This is a genomic window from Mesorhizobium sp. 131-2-1 (genome assembly GCF_016756535.1).
Lineage (GTDB): Bacteria > Pseudomonadota > Alphaproteobacteria > Rhizobiales > Rhizobiaceae > Mesorhizobium.
Genome location: NZ_AP023247.1, coordinates 5,915,273 through 5,931,386 on the forward strand (window position 1 = coordinate 5,915,273; position 16,114 = coordinate 5,931,386).

Genomic DNA, 16,114 nt, shown 5'->3' on the forward strand with positions numbered 1-16,114 from the left:
TGCCGACATTTAAAGAGGCCGAACGGCTTCTTACTGCTGCGAGGGATGGAGACTGCAACCCCGAGGTCGCCTTTCATGCGTTCAAAAGGGCTGCGCAAGAACAACGCATGCTCCAATCAGCGGGACGGAGTTGGCCCCTCAAGCTTTATGATGACCTTGTCCGATCATCATTCTAGCGAGGAAAATGCAACTCGGCTCCTCCCGTTGCTTCCTTCACTGCCAGGGCGATGAAGACACGCGGGGCCTTCAGATGGAGTGGCAGCGGGCCTCTTCACAGGGCCAGAAAGAGGCAGTGAGACACATTCATTCCGGCCGGCCTTCTACCGTATTGAGCGCGCCGTCACCTTCGCGTCGATCCGCCTGAAATTGAAAACCTCGCCGCTCCATTCGCGAAGCGGCGAGGCCCCCCTGCGCCCCAAGTGCCGGTCCCAACACCAGGCATTGCTGACACTGCAATTGTGGTGCCAGCAGCAAATGACCCATTGTGGGGCAGGTGTCGTCTCGACGCGCGCTTGCGGGTGGTGGATCTCTAGAAATCCCGGAACATCAACGGTGAAGTGCGGTCCACCGGCGCCGTCCCCACGTTCTCGGCTTCCGATCGCCTGACTATGAGGCGAACGACAAGGCCGACGTAGCCGACCTGCACGACGATCAGGGTAAAGACTGCCCAGCCGAACGCCGTCCAGATTGAACCGGCTTCCATGTAGGCCCAGATTGCCACAACGATTGTCGTGGCAAACATCCCGACCAGAAATTGCGGAAAATACATGCTCTTTTCCCCAGCCCATCTCAAACCACCGGTTCGAGAATCGGCGCCACTTTGCCCAAAGTTCCCGCTTCACCGTTTCACTAAATTAGCAAATGCGCAATTGTCTGGGGTTCGAATGCGGGTGCATCACGACGTCGCGTCGCCTAACGTCGCTTACCGGGGGAAAACGTCCGCGCGGGGTTCTGTTGCAGAGTTGCTAATACTACGGTCGTCGCAGCCGGCTTGCCCACCCCCAAAGCCCCAAGCCGGTCAGGCCCGATGGTCCGTCAAGCATACCCCAACAGGCTGTCGGGCCGCTGGACGCTGCTTAGATGCGTAATAAAAAACCCGCCGACCGAAGCCGGCGGGAGGGTCTACTGTGCCACCAGAGGTACAATCTGGCGAACAATAAACGGCTTGAGCCGGCTTATGTTTCAGCAATCGCTAAAATGTGAAACCCGCCGCCTTGACATGGCAGCGGGCCTTTCACAAGGAGACCCGAAGGATGGTGGGGCCATGCCGGCATTTCCAATGAGACCAGGCCTTATCGGAAACCCGACGACGAGGGCCCTTGGAGCTGGTTCGCCGCTTGATCGACGAACGCCCGACCTATGGCTATCGCCGCATCACAGCCCTGACGAACAGGGGGCTGAGTACAGCCGCAACCGTCGAAACGTCTTCAACTGAGAACGGAACACGACGCTCACACGTCCACGCCTGCTTTGCGAAACCCCTCGAGCCACAGTTCACGGTCTTCGGCCAGCGCGCACATGCCTGCACAATTGCGGGCGAATGCCGGAATATCGAAACCTGTCGGTGCCTCGCCTAGAATTGCTTTTGCCTCATCGATCCTTTCCAGTTGTGAAAGGCACATCGACTGAAGCAATCTTACATAGAAAGGTGCGCCGTTAATTGTCTTGTAGGTATTAAGGGCTCCTTCAAAGTCACGCATTAGATACTGTACGTCTGCCAAGATAACCTTCCATGCCGGCGGTGCGCGTGGCTCAGCCCGACATACACGTTCAATTATCTCCCGTGCGCGATTGCGTTCGCCTACGAAGGCGAGAACTAGTGCGCGTGTGGCGGCCGTGGAGATGTCACGCGGATTGATTAAACTTGCACTATCAGAGTATCGTCTTGCATTGTCTCCATCACCGAGCATTAGGTACGCAGCTGCTACCTGTTCAAGCACGTAGGCGTCTGTCTTGTCGGCAGCGATAGCTCTTTCAGCGTATCCGCGAGATAGTTCGGCGATTTTCATATGAGTGTCACGTGCGGATCCGGTGAATCGTCTATAGCCATACAGGCCACTCAACATGGCCAACGCTCTCGCATATTGAGGATCAACTTTGATCGCCTGATTCAGGCAGCTTATAGCATCCTCCTCATCGCCATTTCTCGAAGCCTGCCTGCCGCGCAACCACAAACTATAGGCGGTAGTGCTTGTCGTCGGATTTCGCTGACGAGCTTTGCTTGCTGCTTCATCTAGATTGTAAAAAAGCCGACCAAGAATAGCATCAACGATCTCGTCCTGAACTTGAAATATGTCTTCAATTTTCCGATCGAAATTTTCTGCGAACGCATGAGTCCCAGTTTGAACGTCAATGAGTTGAACTGTAGCACGGACCCTGTTGCCGGCTTGCCGAATGCTTCCCTCAATCACAAAATCAGCCCGAAGCTTGCGGCCTATCTCCGCCACGTTTATGGACCGATCCTTAAACAGAGCTGTCGTGTTGCGTGCAATCACCGACAGATGTTGATAGTGGGAAAGCTCCGTGATTATGTCCTCGGTTATTCCATCCGAGAAATAGTCTTGTGCTGGGTCGCCAGACATATTTGCGAACGGCAATACCGCCACCGTCGTACGCTCGTTGCCCCTTATAAATTGGGCTTCTTGGACTCCTTCTGCGTCGCTGGGCCTGATGCGATAGGCGCGAATTGTCCGGGATATATTCTTGAGGGAGCTTTCCCCAATATCCTCGATTGAAATCTCGAGCTTTCCTTGAATCGCGTCGTACATTTGGCCCGAAATGCAAATACCTCCCGGCTCGGACAGGGTTTCAAGCCGCGCGGCAATGTTAACACCGTCACCGTAGACATCCGACTCGTCCTCTATAATGTCTCCTAGGTTAATGCCTATCCGCAATGTGATCCGGTTAGCATATGCTAGCGTTTCATTTGCCTTGGCCATGCGGAGCTGAAGTTCAAGCGCACAACTCACCGCATTTACCGCGCTTGCAAATTCGGCAAGGATTCCGTCACCCATGAACTTGACAATTCGACCAGCGTGCTCTCGAACGGCGGGCACCACGATCTCCCTTCGCCGTTCCTTGAGCACACCAAGAGTGCCGAGCTCATCCGCCTCCATGAGGCGGGAGTAACCAACCACGTCGGCCACTAGGATGGCAGCCAAACGGCGCTGCGCAGCATTTCCAACCACTGCCGACCAACCTCTTCGTTCCCATCGCCCCCACCAATCTACAACACGGCGCAAATGTCTGCCAGAAACTTGCCTCAAGACGGTCGAGCAGGTTTTTGGCGCGCTGGAACGAGCCACCAACAAACCCGGAAATTGCCGCTCGGTCGAGCGTAGCCTGTTATATATCTACGCTCTGTGGAGCTGGTCTTCGCCAAGTGGTACGTCGGCGCCAACAACAACCTATATGAGCAACGGACAATGGTTGCCGTCGCCCCGACAAACGCCCGACAGCGGCGTTTGATATGTGGCCCGTGCTTTGCGAGCCGCCGTGCCCTTCACGCGATGACATGGCCCTGACTCGTACTTGCTGGCAGCAGCAGCATACGTCTCAGCTTCATGGAGGCCCGCGCCCGTCCGCGTCATAGATTGACGGCACCCGTGGCCGATGCCTAAGTCTGTTGAATATCAGGATGACGACGTCATAGTGATTTCACGCAAGCCGTTGCAAGGCACCTTGATGCTGGTTGGCGAGGACGACGAAGACGTCGAATTGAACCTCGACAAGTTCACCGCTGAATGGCTCATGGGTGCGCTTGCCGAATTCCTCATGCAAGGCGAAAGCGACGACATGCCAAGCATCAGCATCGGCCGACGGTGATTAGCTGCCCTTGGACTTGCCGTAGCCACTCGGAGTGCTGTGCGGCTTGTAAATCAGCCCGCGCTCGTCCTTGACTTCGCGGGCAAGTTCATCGCCGGCGTTGCAATCGGCTTGGGAAAAGCGGTCGGGATGGCATCGGCGGGTTAGTTGCGCCGCTGTCTGTACGTTCCTATCAGCCTATCAGCGTCGACCCCGTCTATATTCGCCGGGATCGATAAAGTTCCCTGCCCACAAGTTACGCTTGGCGATGCGGGCTTCGCGCTCTTCGGCAAGGTATCGAGGAGCTCGTTTGTCGGCGACCGCCAATCCGTGTTTCACCAGATCGCGTCCGAGATCGATGCTTCCAACGAAACAGACGCCGACATCGTTGTCGTAGCGGTCCTTGCCTTCGATGATGCAGGATACATCTCCTGAAGCAATGAGATGACGAACGTGGTCACGCGCATACCTGCCGCAGGGCCAGATCTTGTCAGCAGCATCAAAACACCCCTGCAGAAGTTCGGGGGCATCGATACCGACCAGCTGTACTTGCTCCTTGTTATGCCACAGCGTGTCGCCGTCATTAGCAAACCAATGCTCTCCTGCGGACACGGTGCCACAGGTGAGCATGAAGGCGAGAGCGAGGATCAACCTGCACATGGCCGAGCAATGTTAATATTGCGCCTTCCCGTCGTATCGAAAAGGGACCGTTTTCGAAATTTTCAGTGGGCTTGGCAGGCGTGATCTTCCTCGACCCGATCTTGTCGCCGATCCGCCCCGGCTTCTATGCCGCGAAGCGGCGAATTGATGGGGTAGGTGCACCTAGGGCAGCGGAACCGGCGAGTCGGCGAGCGTTCGCAGATAGGCGATCACGTTCAGCCGATCGGTTTCATCGGGCGCGCCGCGAACGTCCATGTTCACACCCGGCGTCGTGAGCGTGGGACCGGCAAGAAAAATGTTGAGGTCCTCGTAGGTCCAGGCACCCTCCCAAGCCATGAGGGTTTGGGAGTAGCGGTCGAACTTCGTCGACGCCTTGTCGCGTCCAACCACGTTCCACAGGTTCGGTCCGATGGTGGATACATCTTGTGCACGCTTGACATGACAGGCTGCGCAGTTGGCGGCAAAGAACGCCGCGCCCTTTGCCGGGTCAGCCATCGCCAGCTTCGCCGAAATCGGCTCGGGCTTCACAATGACCACGCCATGAGCCTTGAGGTAGGCGGCGATGTCGGCATGGTCCTCGTTCCTTGCAAGGTGGTAGGGCGTGATAATACCCGGCAGACGGGCGGGGTCACCTCGAATCCAGACGGCGTTGACGTCCGCGCCGGCCTCAACGAGCACCTTCACGCAATCGAGACAGCCGCTCTCGACCGCGAAGTGCAACATGGTCTCGCCCCTCGCCGCGGCGTTGGGGTCAGCACCGTGCGCCAACAACAGTCGCATGAGGTCGGCGGAGTTCTTCAGGACGGCAACCGTGAGCGGCAGGCCGAGCACCGACTCCTTGTTCACACCGGCCCCGCGCTCGATCAGCAGTTCTGCCGCGTCGGCATGGCCGCTACGAACTGCCAGGAAGAGCGGCGTGGCGCCCTTGTCCTGCTCCTCAATGTCCGCCCCTGCATCGAGGGCCGCCGTAATGGCAACCAGATCGCCGCTCTTGGCCGCCTGGTGAAGCGGACCGCCCTGCGCGGCTGTAAGAGCACCCAAATAGATGAGCACGCTGCCAATCAGTTCACGCATCCGACTGTCCCTCCGCCGACACGGTGAATTGAGAAGGTTGAGCATATACCCGATCAAATCCCTTCGACCAGCCCGACGTAGTGTGCCCCAAGAGGCCGCATCATCACGATCTGCGAGCGCGTGGCCGACCCAGTTGCCGCACTATATTAGTAATCGCTAATGGTGTAAAATGGCTTCGACGACATCGCTTGGGGGACCATTCGGTGCACGCGGTCGGAACAGGACGCATGGCGGGCTGGGAAGGCGTGATCGCCACGGCTGCTGCGCTTGAGGATGTTTCTGCGTTTGCGCACAGCGCCGATATCGGCTGGACCTATCCGCCGGCCTGCTGTCACGGTAACCTAAAGACAGGAGAGTGCGGTAAGATTCCAAGCGTGGCCGTAACACCACGACCCGATGGCTACGTCATAATCTTGCGACCGGGCGATCATCAGAAAGTCACCCACCAAGACCGATATTTCGTGCCCTATGACAGTGTCCTCCCGTCCGGCGACGACGACTTCCACATCTGCCTGCATCCGACCGAGGAAGACGAAAACTGCTTCTTCGCGCCAGCAGATGCGATTTAGTCGGGTAGCCCCTGATGCTTCCTTGGTCTCGGGGTCATCGGGCGCGCTTGCCATTAGGGTAATTCGGCAAATTCTTCTGCTGTTTGTTCGGTGCAGTTTTGAACGCGTCTTCGTGTTCGAGTCTATAGATCTGTCGGACAACCAGCGCGAAATAGCCGAGCTGGATGAGGATCAATGTGACCGCTGACCATAAGACCGCCTTCCAGAGTGATCCTGAGGCGGCATAGATCCAGGTTCCCACAACGGTTGTCGTGGTGAATATTCCGACCAGAAACTGCGGAAAGTACATCGATCGCCCCAATCCGCTTCCCATTTCCCCAACGGGCTCAAGGCGACGGTTTCATTATTTTAGCAGTTACGCAAGTACGTTCACTCAGGCCGGCTTCCTTATGGGGCTACCGGCCAAATGGAGGGAAACGGTCGTCTTAGGCAGGCTTGCCCCCGTCAAAGCCCAAGCCGGTTCCGGCGGCCAGTCCAACACACCTCAACAGACTGTCCGGTCGCTGCCAGGCTGGCCGTCAAATTTTTGATGACCAATCGATCACCTGTGGTTCGACCCACAGATAGACGTCGATCACGACCAGCAACACCAGCATAAGCCAGAGCGCAATTTTCAGGTTGACCATGAAGCGTTAGGGTAGTCAGTCGCCGCGCGGCAATTCAAATGGTCGTGGGGGCCCTCACGCCGGCTGCGCCGCCATTCTCGGGGATGAACTCGACACCCGGCGGCAATCGGCCGGGAAGAACGCGCGCTGGCGGTGCCAAAGGCTAGATGTTCCAATCGCTGATCGACGCGAAGATACGGCGTGCTCGATACGGTGGATGACACCACCAGAAAGCCTCGGCTTCCTCTTCGGGCGTCATCGGACGAAATTCCTAATTATATACTTGACGTACCAGACGGATTTTGCGATAACAAACGCAAGGAGTTACCGCTATGTTCGATCTGACCGCCGAAATTTACCACGACGCCGACAAGGCCCGCGAGCATCTGGAAGCCATTCATTGGCCGCATGGTCCGTTCTGCCCTCATTGCGGCAATGCCAATCCCGAGCGCATCACCAAGCTTGCGGGCAAATCCACGCGCCCCGGCGTCTACAAGTGCAACGAATGCCGCCTGCCGTTCTCCGTCACGGTCGGCACCGTGTTCGAGCGTTCCAAGATCGGCCTGCACAAGTGGGTGCTGGCTTCGCATCTCTACGCCTCATCCAAGAAAGGCATGAGCGCTCACCAGCTGCACCGCATGCTTGGCGTCAGCTACAAGACCGCTTGGTTCATGGCTCACCGCATTCGCGAGGCCATGAAGGAAGACGTCGCTTCGTCCGGCCCGCTTGGTGGTGAAGGCAAGACCATCGAAGCCGACGAAACCTACATCGGCAAGCGCGACGTTCCCTACGTCTCGCCGCAGCGCAAGGGCCGCCCCTTCACCAAGAAGGGCAAGGGCGGCGGCGCACAGAAGCGCACCGTTGTCTCGCTGGTCGAGCGCGGCGGCTCTGTCCGTTCCTTCCACGTCCAGCACGCCACCAAGGCGGTTGTGCGTGATATCCTCGTGCGCAATTCCGACCGCGCTTCGATCCTCTACACGGACGAAAGCCGCCTCTACACCACCACCGGTGAGGAATACGCCAAGCACCAGACCGTCAACCATTCGGCTGGCGAATATGCTCGCGGCGAAGTCCACACCAACACGATTGAAAACGTGTTCTCGGTCTTCAAGCGCGGCATGGTTGGCGTCTACCAGCATTGCGGCGAGGCTCATTTGCATCGCTACCTTGCCGAGTTCGACTTCCGCTACAATCGCCGCGCCGCTCTGAAAGTCTCGGATGCAGAACGCGCCGCTGATTTGCTTCGCATGGCCCGAGACAAGCGCCTTACTTATCGGCGGATTGGTGAAACCAGTATCGCCTAAACAAAAAGCGCGTAAACTCCTTCGCCTGCGAAGGGGGAAACCATGCAAAAAGTGACGAAGCTTGTAGACGTCGGCGTGCATGAGCACGGCGTATCGCTAACGACCACCTTGGGAACAAGCGCCGGCAATATCGTCTTAGAATTTGAACCGGCGATGCTGGAACAGATGATAGCAGACCTAATCGCGGCACTTTCTCGGCCGGAATATCGCAAAACTCAAAATGCGATGGGCGTGATTTCAGCGGCCGAACCAAGACGTAGCCGGGTAGCGCCAGACCAGTCGGGCAAGGCGGTCCTTCTATCGTTCCAGATGGAAAGCGGCCTTGAGCACCACTTTGCTCTTCCCACTCAAGAGGCCAGCCAGATCGCACACAAAATGCAACGCGCTGCGACGGCTCAAAAAACAGCCAAGCGCGATCGCCCGCACTAGCGTTTCTTGTCATTTTTCTTGGGCTGCGGAACCTGCTTCGCAGTAGGCTTCGCCAATTCGTGCGGCTTCGGCGGCGTCTTCAATAAGCGGCGCAAAACCTCGTCGCCCTTTTCCTGGTCTTTGTCTTTGGTGGCTTCTGACATGGCTAACGACCTTAACGAAACTCGCGAGCGCATCCAATGGTGCAAAACCAGATCTATCGTGCTCGCGGCCGAGATTGACGCGTTCATCAGATCCGGCGCTTACAAGATGTCGCACGAAACCGATGAGGCAAGCGGTTCCACAACCTTGTTTATGGAACTGACCAAGGAGCCGCCGCGCAGTTTAGCCATCGAGTCCGGCCTAATAATTCACGAGCTACGCGCGAGCCTCGATGGGCTTGCCTGCGTCTTGGCAACCCGCAACGGCAAAGGGACCAAAAACGTTTATTTTCCCGTATCCCGAGACCTCGCCGTTTTCGAGGACGATGGGCTCAAACGCAAACTCCGCAATCTTTCGCAGGCCGACCGTGACGTTATCGCGAGCTTGAAACCCTACGCTGATGGCAACCCCATGCTGTTCGCGCTCCACTCCGCCGACCTTCTGCGAAAACACCAGCGCCTCATCATGAGCACCTCCGACATCGGCCAATTTGGCCTCCGAAGCGGCTATATTAGCTCTCTGAGATTCCTTGGCGCCGGACCGCTCACGGCTAAAAGGCAAGCTTTTGCAATCATGGGCGCTGGGACCATGATGGAGGCCGAGATCGGGGTAGATATAAATCTCTCCGAGCCGGAGGGGCTTAGGGGTCGCCCACTGGCGACCGTGCTCCGCGATTTCACGAGCCTTACGGAGTCGATCATCAAACTGTTCGATTGAAGTGCCGGCCTGTCGGGGCTCAGTAGACATTTTCGATCCTGGTACGTCAAGTATATAATTAGGACGAAATTCCTATGAGTCCGTACCCGCTATGTAGCGTCTCCAAACGGGCGTGCCCGTCGCGTTGACGCCTTCGTGCCAGTCGGTAAAACCCATCAGTGGCAACAAAACTTGTCGGATCGATCGAAGCCGCAGTGCAGCCGGGCGCATTGGAGGCCTCCCCGTGGGGGAATTGCGGCAGATCCATCAGCGCTCCACCACCCGATTCTTGCGAGGCTCGAAAGGAAATAAACTCAGACGTCGTGGTTGTTGTGCCGCTCCCTGCGGATGGATGAAATGAGATCGTCGATACGCATGATTGACTCGCCAACTGAGGGCGGCCCTCCCTTGCCAAGTGCTCGCGCGTCCAGCCCGTTGCGGTAAATGCGCCTAAGCAGGTCACAGGCCACATTGGCGCGATGTGGCCTGCTGCCGGTTTCGTGGACACCAAGATGAGGTGTTTAACGGAACTGGAGAGAGGGAATGCAAAGAAGGAAGTTCAGCCGCGAGTTCAAGCTTGAGGCGGTGAGATTGATCAAGGATCGGGGCGTTGCGGTGGCCCAGGCTGCCCGCGACCTCGATGTCCACGAGAATGTGCTGCGCAAATGGGTGCGCGAGCTATCGGCCGATCCGCAGCGTGCGTTTCCCGGTCATGGGCAGATGAAGCCGGAGCAGCAGGAGATTGACCGGCTGCGCAAGGAAGTCGCGAAGCTAAAGGCGGAGCGCGATATCCTAAAAAGGCCGCAGCCTACTTCGCGAGGGAAGTGACATGAGGTTCGCTTTCATCGCGAGGCACCGGGGCGTCTGGCCGGTGGCATGGCTGTGCGATGCGCTGGATGTCTCTCGGTCGGGCTTCCATGCTTGGCTCAACCGCAGCCCCAGCGCTCGCTCCCGGCACGACGAAGTGTTGGTGACGGCGATCGACCGGAGCTTCAAGAGCAGCGACCGAACCTATGGCGCCAGGCGCGTCTGGCATGACGTGCTGGCCGAGGGTCTCTCCTGCGGCTTGCATCGCGTCGAGAGACTCATGCTGGGAACGGCCTGCGGGCCCGGCCTCGGCGCCGCGGACTGCCGAAGGATAAGGGCGAGCGAGCGGCAGTGTCGGACAACCTCCTTGACCGCGCCTTCGAGGCATCGGCGCCAAACCAGAAATGGATCGCCGACTTCACCTATATCTGGACCGCCGAAGGATGGCTCTACGTTGCCGCCGTCGTCGATCTGTTTTCCAGGCGCGTCGTCGGCTGGGCGATGAAGGCCGAGATGACGGCGCAGCTCGTCACCGACGCCCTGATCATGGCGATCTGGAGGAGAGGCAGGCCCGACAGCCTGCTGCACCACTCCGACCAGGGAAGCCAATACACCACCGAGCAGTTCCAGCGCCTGATGGCCGATCACGGCATCACCTGCTCAATGAGCCGGTCGGGCAACGTCTAGGACAATGCTGCGATGGAGAGCTTCTTCTCGTCGCTGAAAACCGAGCGGACAGCACGTAAGGTTACAGGACGAGGGATGACGCCAGGGCCGACGTGTTCGATTATGTCGAGTGCTTCTACAATCCCCGGCGAAGGCACTCGACACTGGGCTATCTCAGCCCCGTCGAGTTCGAGGAACAAGCTATGCTAGCTTAACTGCGTGTCCGAAAAACCGGCAGCAGCCCAATGCCAGGTCCGGCCGATAAGCAGGCAGCCCCCCAAGCTCGCCGGAGCATCGTCGACATCGTCCCACACCATCCATGTACCGGACTGTTCGGGGCGACAGCGGAATCTCGCTTTGTGATCTTGTTGCATGGTTGGTCAACGGCGAAGATGCACCGTGGGTTCGAACTCACATCGCAACGTGGTTAATTTGTCTGCGGTGGCAGCGGGGCACAAGGGCATCCGGCCACGTGGTAAACGGCAGCAGTTTCGTTCCACACAAATCGAATGCGCGTTGGCTCTAGCGCTTCTCAGGCTTCGGCGTGATCTCTTCGACCCTCACCTTGTCGCCGATCTCCCTTGCCCGGGCCAGCGCCTTGGCCTTTTCATTCGTGGTCAGGACGATGCGCCAGTTCGGCGCCTCAAACACGCTCACGACGTAGGTTGTTGTCGCGGGCTCGTCGGCCATCGGCTGTGTCCGCTTTTGCAGCCTTTTTTGGGACCCCCTGGCTTCGGCTGGCGGGTTTCTTTCGCCTGAATCGATCCGCGCTAAAAAAGCTTGAGGTCCCGGCGCGAGGGCCAGCGCCGGGACCTTTGTGGCATGTACGCAAATACCTAGCATGTCCGTTTGTTATCGTGGGCTAATATGGTCAACAAACATTAAAGGCCCGCCAACGTATTAGTCGTCACCTCCGCTATCGCCACCAGCATGGTCGCCGCTATCGTGATCGCCGCTGTCGCTGCTATCATCGCCGGCATCTTCACCCTGGTCGCCCTCATGCGGACCGACGTCGACGCCATCTTCACCCTGGTCGCCCTGCTCGACGCCATCGCCATTCTGATCATCACCGGTGCTGTCATCGCTTTCGACGGCACTATCATCGTTCTGGTCGCCGGTGGTGGCGTCCTCGCTGTCATCGTTTAGTATGGTGGCGGTCACTGGCGCGCCGTGATCGGAGACTTGGCTTGCAAAGGATTTCCCGGCCACGAAACCGCCCAGCAAGCCGATCGAGGTCGCTACCAGTAAAGGGAACTTTTTCATCGTTTTCTCCGATTTCGGGACGCCCGCCAGCGTGGCTTTATCATCTGGCTAAATTACGACGCCCTTAAACGCAAGGCGACAACTTTAGCACTTTAAGCAAAACTAACATGTGACAGAGCCGCGAACGGTTTACATTAGCACTCCCCATATGGGAGGCGTTGCGTATGCATATCGTTGCGGTTGAGTTGGTCGCGAAACTCCGCGATGCGATCGAGGCGATCAAGGACAATCTGGCGGACCTTGACGACCTCAAGCTTCAAGCGCTCGAAGCCAATTTGCCAAGAACCGCGCCCGCAGGCAGCCCCGAAATGGTGATGCGATTGCTCATCTACCGCGAGATGGGCAAGCGCAAGAATCCTCCTACGGCTGGGTAGCGCCGCCTATGGTGACAAACCTCTCGCAGCCGGTCTTGGAATAAATCAAATCCATGCCCGTCCTGGTGAAATAGTGGCACTCGAACAGGCCGAATGGTTCTTTATGCTGATGGAAGAGGACGGCGGTCGATGTAGCGAACATAGCACCGACGGCCACTGCCGGGGCTAGAACTATCAGTACAACCAGACCAGCGACTGCTTTTTCCACAACCGCCTATATCACAACCAATATTACAAAAACACAAACGGCCGGCCGATAGCGGGGGAAAACGTCCGTGAAGGGGTTCTGCTGCAGAGTTGCTAATACTACGGTCTCTCAGCCGGCACCCCCCAAGAGAAGCCGGTCAGGCACGGTAGCCTGAGGGGCACTCGAAAGCTACCGGGCCGCTGGCAGCCTCGACCAGCGCGGGCGTTCTTGCCGGCCGCCGTCCCTACAGCGCGGTAGCGCTCTGGCGCCTAAATCGCGATCGCTAAGCACTGGTGCGATGACGGCCATGACGTGGGGATTCACACCCGCCCGGTCTCGATCTAGAATCTTTGGATGGACACGATCTTTGACGATCTCCCCGCAGCCCTATCGCAAACCCCCGGGGACGCCTGGAGCCCTGTCCGCGCCTTAGACTTTGCCGGCAAGCTCGTCATAGGCGTTGCCATCGGCCTGGAGATAGCGGTTGGATTGGCGTTGGCTGGCTAGGTGTTCGCCGGCGTGAAAATCTGATGTCATCTTCTTCTACAGAAAGAGGTTCCCGTGCGCACGCTGCTAGTCGCTTCACTTGCCGTTTGGTCGTTTAGTGCCTTCGCGTTCGATGCCACCAAGACCATCGACAGCTACAACGAAGCCCGTCCCGGATGCCGGCAGGCTGAGATGAACGGCCAGCCGATCAGCACCCAGGAGGCCGACAGGCAATGCAAGATACTTGCCAGGCTTGGCGAGGAACTGAAAGCTAACGGCTATTACTGGAACGATTCCGAACAGGAATGGGCGGCCTGCAGGTGAGCGAATCGTCGGGCAAATCAAAGCCCGACGCCAAGACTCGGACGCATCGACGCATCTGTCTAGTTTGAGCGTGCAGTTTTTCCGCCAGCGGTGAAGGGAGTGCTCCGATGCTTGTGAACTTTCTTCCTCTTGTCGCAGTTGGTCCCCTTGTCGATTGGCTCCATCATCGAGCCGAACAGAGGGCGCAGTTGAAGACAATGGACGAGCTGACCGAATCACCGGACGAAATGCTAAGCGACATCGGGATATGGGAGCGCAAGCGCAGGGGCGTAGAGCCGCCGGCAGCGCGACATTCAGCGGCATGGAGGCTTACCTACTTACTTATGTGCTGTCCTCGGGGCTTTTCAATGAACGGCCTATAATTTGCCAGCCGGCAAACCTACCCCGTTCGCCGGTTAGGCCCGGCTGTCAAAACCCCGTGCCACCGCCCATGGGCCGCCGGGCCGCTGGAGATCGGCCGGCGGCAGTACTGCAACTAGCGGAGCGAGACCTTCCCCATGCGCATGACAGCACTGCGGCTTCGATCGATCCGACAGGCACTTTGGCCCCTGTTGGGCTTTGCCGACTGGCATCAAGACATCAACCCAGCGGGGAGGCCCGTTTGGCAATGCTATATCGCGAGAACGGACTCATGGGAGTTTCGCCCGATGAGGAAGCCAAGCTTTTGGAGTGGTATTATCCACCCTATTTGATGTAGGCCCACATTCGAAATACAGAGCCTCGCCAGCGCGGTTCGTGCTGGCCGCTGTGGCTTACCGCCGCGAAAGCGTCTGGCGCGCTCCTGCAAGCAGCACGTGTGCAAGCAGCACGTGTTCCCTTTATATTAGCTGTCGCGTATATTCCGAAAAGCCGACGCCACCCTTCGATGCACCACGCCGGTCAGGCTCGGCACTTGCTGGCCACAACCCCGCCACTGGTGTCGGGCCGCCCTTCCGTTGCGGTAGTGCTTCCGCGCGCAAGCAGAAGCCCGCCAACGAAAATCGGACCGAGGCTCCAAGGTCAAGGCCGACCCTAGACCATCGGTCCGCCAGCCAGTTATGTTCTAGGTGCGCACTCGCGGCGATTGTCGCTGGCCAGTGCCACGGGTGATCGATGAAGCGAAAGAACAAGGCCAACCCTTTCGTGCCTGCACCATCACGGACGAGAAAGGCCGTCTTGGCATCCTGTCGATCCAGACGACCCAGGGCCTCTTGGAATCGCATTGGATCGGCAAGCCGCCGATGCCAGAGATAGTCGAAGGAATCACCATCTCAGCCTTGATTTCGCACTTCCATGCCGCGCAGAATTGACAGGTTCACCGCAGCCACATCTGCTGCAGCCGATCCTGATATGAAGACGGCTCGTTCTGCATGAAAGTCGGTATGGGTATCTGGTCAATCTCGCCAATGTCGTACTTCAGGTGCGCGGGTAGCTTCGCCGTCGTGCGCGTGTGGACTGCGTCGAGGTGCCAATGGCGAAAGCGGCGGAAAGCTGTGGTCGGTATCGAGGTCAGGGCCTTGAGCAGCAAATGTTCCGGTAGCTGGAAGCCGATCTTCTCGTCATGAGCGATGGTCATCTGCGTATCCCCTTGCTGGTGTGAAACGAGGATGCGTCCATAGTTCTCCGAAAGGAAACGAGTTGTGTAAATCTCGGCAATAAGCGAGGCTTATGATCATGGCCGTCCAAGCAAGCTTTGATCTCGATCTCCTCCGCACCTTCGTCGCGATCGCCGAGGAAAAGAGTTTTACGCGTGCAGCAACGCGCGTCGGGCGCACGCAAGCCGCGGTGTCGCTCCAAGTGCAGCGGCTCGAAGGAATGCTCGGAAAGACGGTTATCGTGCGCGGCAAAGGCGGAAGCGTCGAACTGAACAGCGACGGGCTCCAATTGCTCGAGCGCGCACGCGAGCTTCTGGCGCTTAACGACGACATCATGCGCTCGATGCAGGCAGCTCCGGTTCATGGCTCGATCCGGCTGGGGATCGCCGCCGAGCTTTCGGCTCGATTTCTGCCACAAATCCTCGACCGCTTCTCCCACGCGGCCCCAGGCGCTGAGGTGGAGGTGGAAGCAACGGGTTCGTGCATCCTCGCGCTGAAACTCAAGAACGCGGACTTCGACCTCGTTATCCTAAGGGACGGGCTGCAGCCGAGACAATGGCCAGCGGTCGAAGTCTGGCGCAGTCAAGCCAAGTGGATCACGTCCGACAAGCATGCGCAGCACCTGCGCCAGCCGCTCCCTCTTGCTATCTCGGCAGCCGATTGCCCTACGCGACCGGCCGAACTCAGCGAATGCCCGTGGCGCAGCATGTTGCTCCGAGCGCTAGAGCAAGACGCTCGCAGCTATCGTATCGTCTCCACGTCGCCGACAACGCAGGCCTTGCTGGCACCGGTTCGCGCGGGCCTGGCGGTGACGAGCACGCCTGAAGACGATGCGCTGCCTGACGGTCTCAGACACGTGCGCACGGACGAAGGCCTGCCGAAACTGCCTGAAAGCCGCTACTTCATGCTGAAGGCGCGCGACCCACGACAGCCCGCAACCGACATGCTGGCGATGCAAGTGCAAGCGGTCTTCAGCGCGGGCGCTAACGGCAGCGATTAACGGAATGGCATCAACCGTCGGTCATTGCTAGCTTTCCCGTTGGCGTTCGGAGTGGTGTCGGGAGTGGAGATCAGGCCGACAGTCTTGCCGCCGCACTTCCCGCATTTCAGCTTTCCGGCGAGGTCATCGGCCATTGCCGACGCATCCGGGC

18 protein-coding genes and 1 pseudogene are annotated in these 16,114 nt (G+C 58.3%); 10 read left to right on the forward strand and 9 right to left on the reverse strand.

Features of this window, described 5'->3' with window-relative positions; genetic code table 11:
• Positions 1-529: 529 nt before the first annotated feature.
• Together JG743_RS28650 and JG743_RS28655 are read right to left on the reverse strand one after the other, a co-directional pair.
• Complete coding sequence (locus JG743_RS28650; protein ID WP_202295378.1) at positions 530-769, reverse strand: hypothetical protein; 240 nt, start codon at positions 767-769, stop codon at positions 530-532.
• A gap of 682 nt (positions 770-1,451) precedes the next feature.
• The gene (locus JG743_RS28655) at positions 1,452-3,188 is read right to left on the reverse strand and encodes an adenylate/guanylate cyclase domain-containing protein (RefSeq protein WP_202295381.1); all 1,737 of its coding nucleotides are present in this window, start codon (positions 3,186-3,188) and stop codon (positions 1,452-1,454) included.
• Between the two features lie 496 nt (positions 3,189-3,684).
• On the opposite strand from JG743_RS28655, the gene JG743_RS28660 reads away from it, so the two are divergent.
• The gene (locus JG743_RS28660) at positions 3,685-3,825 is read left to right on the forward strand and encodes a hypothetical protein (RefSeq protein ID WP_244672953.1); all 141 of its coding nucleotides are present in this window, start codon (positions 3,685-3,687) and stop codon (positions 3,823-3,825) included.
• A 180-nt stretch (positions 3,826-4,005) separates the two neighbouring features.
• Here JG743_RS28660 and JG743_RS28665 read toward each other — a convergent pair whose 3' ends face one another.
• Positions 4,006-4,455 carry a thermonuclease family protein gene (locus JG743_RS28665; protein ID WP_202295387.1) on the reverse strand — a complete coding sequence of 150 codons (450 nt, stop codon included), beginning with the start codon at positions 4,453-4,455 and terminating at the stop codon, positions 4,006-4,008.
• Between the two features lie 171 nt (positions 4,456-4,626).
• Positions 4,627-5,538, reverse strand: a complete 912-nt coding sequence (locus JG743_RS28670) for an ankyrin repeat domain-containing protein (protein ID WP_202295390.1) — start codon at positions 5,536-5,538, stop codon at positions 4,627-4,629.
• Positions 5,539-5,765: 227 nt separating this feature from the next.
• Here JG743_RS28670 and JG743_RS28675 point away from each other — a divergent pair, with 227 nt between their 5' ends.
• Positions 5,766-6,107 carry a hypothetical protein gene (locus JG743_RS28675; protein ID WP_202295393.1) on the forward strand — a complete coding sequence of 114 codons (342 nt, stop codon included), beginning with the start codon at positions 5,766-5,768 and terminating at the stop codon, positions 6,105-6,107.
• A 34-nt stretch (positions 6,108-6,141) separates the two neighbouring features.
• On the opposite strand, the gene JG743_RS28680 is transcribed toward JG743_RS28675, so the two are convergent.
• Positions 6,142-6,396: a hypothetical protein gene (locus JG743_RS28680; RefSeq protein ID WP_202295396.1), complete on the reverse strand. Its 255-nt coding sequence runs from the start codon at positions 6,394-6,396 to the stop codon at positions 6,142-6,144.
• 648 nt (positions 6,397-7,044) lie between these two features.
• Here JG743_RS28680 and JG743_RS28685 point away from each other — a divergent pair.
• The gene (locus JG743_RS28685; RefSeq protein ID WP_202295399.1) at positions 7,045-8,016 is read left to right on the forward strand and encodes an IS1595 family transposase; all 972 of its coding nucleotides are present in this window, start codon (positions 7,045-7,047) and stop codon (positions 8,014-8,016) included.
• Between the two features lie 42 nt (positions 8,017-8,058).
• Entirely contained in the window at positions 8,059-8,445 is a 387-nt protein-coding gene (locus tag JG743_RS28690; RefSeq protein WP_202295402.1) for a hypothetical protein, read from the forward strand.
• On the opposite strand, the gene JG743_RS28695 is transcribed toward JG743_RS28690, so the two are convergent.
• Positions 8,442-8,588, reverse strand: a complete 147-nt coding sequence (locus JG743_RS28695) for a hypothetical protein (protein ID WP_202295405.1) — start codon at positions 8,586-8,588, stop codon at positions 8,442-8,444. The genes JG743_RS28690 and JG743_RS28695 overlap by 4 nt on opposite strands.
• Here JG743_RS28695 and JG743_RS28700 point away from each other — a divergent pair.
• Together JG743_RS28700 and JG743_RS28705 are read left to right on the forward strand one after the other, a co-directional pair.
• A complete protein-coding gene (locus tag JG743_RS28700) occupies positions 8,587-9,303 on the forward strand; it encodes a hypothetical protein (RefSeq protein ID WP_202295408.1) in 717 nt (238 codons plus the stop codon). The genes JG743_RS28695 and JG743_RS28700 overlap by 2 nt on opposite strands.
• Positions 9,304-9,825: 522 nt before the next feature.
• Positions 9,826-10,970 (forward strand): annotated as a pseudogene (locus JG743_RS28705) (IS3 family transposase).
• A 307-nt stretch (positions 10,971-11,277) separates the two neighbouring features.
• On the opposite strand, the gene JG743_RS28710 reads toward JG743_RS28705, so the two are convergent.
• Positions 11,278-11,445 (reverse strand): hypothetical protein, encoded by a 168-nt coding sequence (locus tag JG743_RS28710; RefSeq protein ID WP_202295411.1) that lies wholly within the window; start codon positions 11,443-11,445, stop codon positions 11,278-11,280.
• A gap of 210 nt (positions 11,446-11,655) precedes the next feature.
• Positions 11,656-12,018, reverse strand: a complete 363-nt coding sequence (locus tag JG743_RS28715) for a hypothetical protein (RefSeq protein WP_202295414.1) — start codon at positions 12,016-12,018, stop codon at positions 11,656-11,658.
• Between the two features lie 164 nt (positions 12,019-12,182).
• Here JG743_RS28715 and JG743_RS28720 point away from each other — a divergent pair, with 164 nt between their 5' ends.
• The 3 genes from JG743_RS28720 (at position 12,183) to JG743_RS28730 (ending at position 14,678) form a co-directional block, all read left to right on the forward strand.
• Entirely contained in the window at positions 12,183-12,392 is a 210-nt protein-coding gene (locus tag JG743_RS28720) for a hypothetical protein (RefSeq protein ID WP_202295417.1), read from the forward strand.
• 748 nt (positions 12,393-13,140) lie between these two features.
• Positions 13,141-13,389 (forward strand): hypothetical protein, encoded by a 249-nt coding sequence (locus JG743_RS28725; protein WP_202295420.1) that lies wholly within the window; start codon positions 13,141-13,143, stop codon positions 13,387-13,389.
• A gap of 1,085 nt (positions 13,390-14,474) precedes the next feature.
• Positions 14,475-14,678: a hypothetical protein gene (locus tag JG743_RS28730; RefSeq protein ID WP_202303180.1), complete on the forward strand. Its 204-nt coding sequence runs from the start codon at positions 14,475-14,477 to the stop codon at positions 14,676-14,678.
• 5 nt (positions 14,679-14,683) lie between these two features.
• Here the strand turns inward: JG743_RS28730 and JG743_RS28735 are convergent, their stop codons facing one another.
• Complete coding sequence (locus JG743_RS28735) at positions 14,684-14,944, reverse strand: hypothetical protein (RefSeq protein WP_202295423.1); 261 nt, start codon at positions 14,942-14,944, stop codon at positions 14,684-14,686.
• Positions 14,945-15,036: 92 nt separating this feature from the next.
• On the opposite strand from JG743_RS28735, the gene JG743_RS28740 reads away from it, so the two are divergent.
• Positions 15,037-15,963 (forward strand): LysR substrate-binding domain-containing protein, encoded by a 927-nt coding sequence (locus JG743_RS28740; protein ID WP_202295426.1) that lies wholly within the window; start codon positions 15,037-15,039, stop codon positions 15,961-15,963.
• Positions 15,964-16,114: the final 151 nt, after the last annotated feature.

Coding starts and splice junctions, on each gene's coding strand:
- JG743_RS28670 (WP_202295390.1), bottom strand. CDS start 5,538: ATGCGTGAACTGATTGGCAGCGTGCTCATCTATTTGGGTGCTCTTACA.
- JG743_RS28740 (WP_202295426.1), top strand. CDS start 15,037: ATGATCATGGCCGTCCAAGCAAGCTTTGATCTCGATCTCCTCCGCACC.
- JG743_RS28650 (WP_202295378.1), bottom strand. CDS start 769: ATGTATTTTCCGCAATTTCTGGTCGGGATGTTTGCCACGACAATCGTT.
- JG743_RS28695 (WP_202295405.1), bottom strand. CDS start 8,588: ATGTCAGAAGCCACCAAAGACAAAGACCAGGAAAAGGGCGACGAGGTT.
- JG743_RS28685 (WP_202295399.1), top strand. CDS start 7,045: ATGTTCGATCTGACCGCCGAAATTTACCACGACGCCGACAAGGCCCGC.
- JG743_RS28660 (WP_244672953.1), top strand. CDS start 3,685: ATGCTGGTTGGCGAGGACGACGAAGACGTCGAATTGAACCTCGACAAG.
- JG743_RS28675 (WP_202295393.1), top strand. CDS start 5,766: ATGGCGGGCTGGGAAGGCGTGATCGCCACGGCTGCTGCGCTTGAGGAT.
- JG743_RS28710 (WP_202295411.1), bottom strand. CDS start 11,445: ATGGCCGACGAGCCCGCGACAACAACCTACGTCGTGAGCGTGTTTGAG.
- JG743_RS28720 (WP_202295417.1), top strand. CDS start 12,183: ATGCATATCGTTGCGGTTGAGTTGGTCGCGAAACTCCGCGATGCGATC.
- JG743_RS28700 (WP_202295408.1), top strand. CDS start 8,587: ATGGCTAACGACCTTAACGAAACTCGCGAGCGCATCCAATGGTGCAAA.
- JG743_RS28735 (WP_202295423.1), bottom strand. CDS start 14,944: ATGACCATCGCTCATGACGAGAAGATCGGCTTCCAGCTACCGGAACAT.
- JG743_RS28690 (WP_202295402.1), top strand. CDS start 8,059: ATGCAAAAAGTGACGAAGCTTGTAGACGTCGGCGTGCATGAGCACGGC.
- JG743_RS28715 (WP_202295414.1), bottom strand. CDS start 12,018: ATGAAAAAGTTCCCTTTACTGGTAGCGACCTCGATCGGCTTGCTGGGC.
- JG743_RS28680 (WP_202295396.1), bottom strand. CDS start 6,396: ATGTACTTTCCGCAGTTTCTGGTCGGAATATTCACCACGACAACCGTT.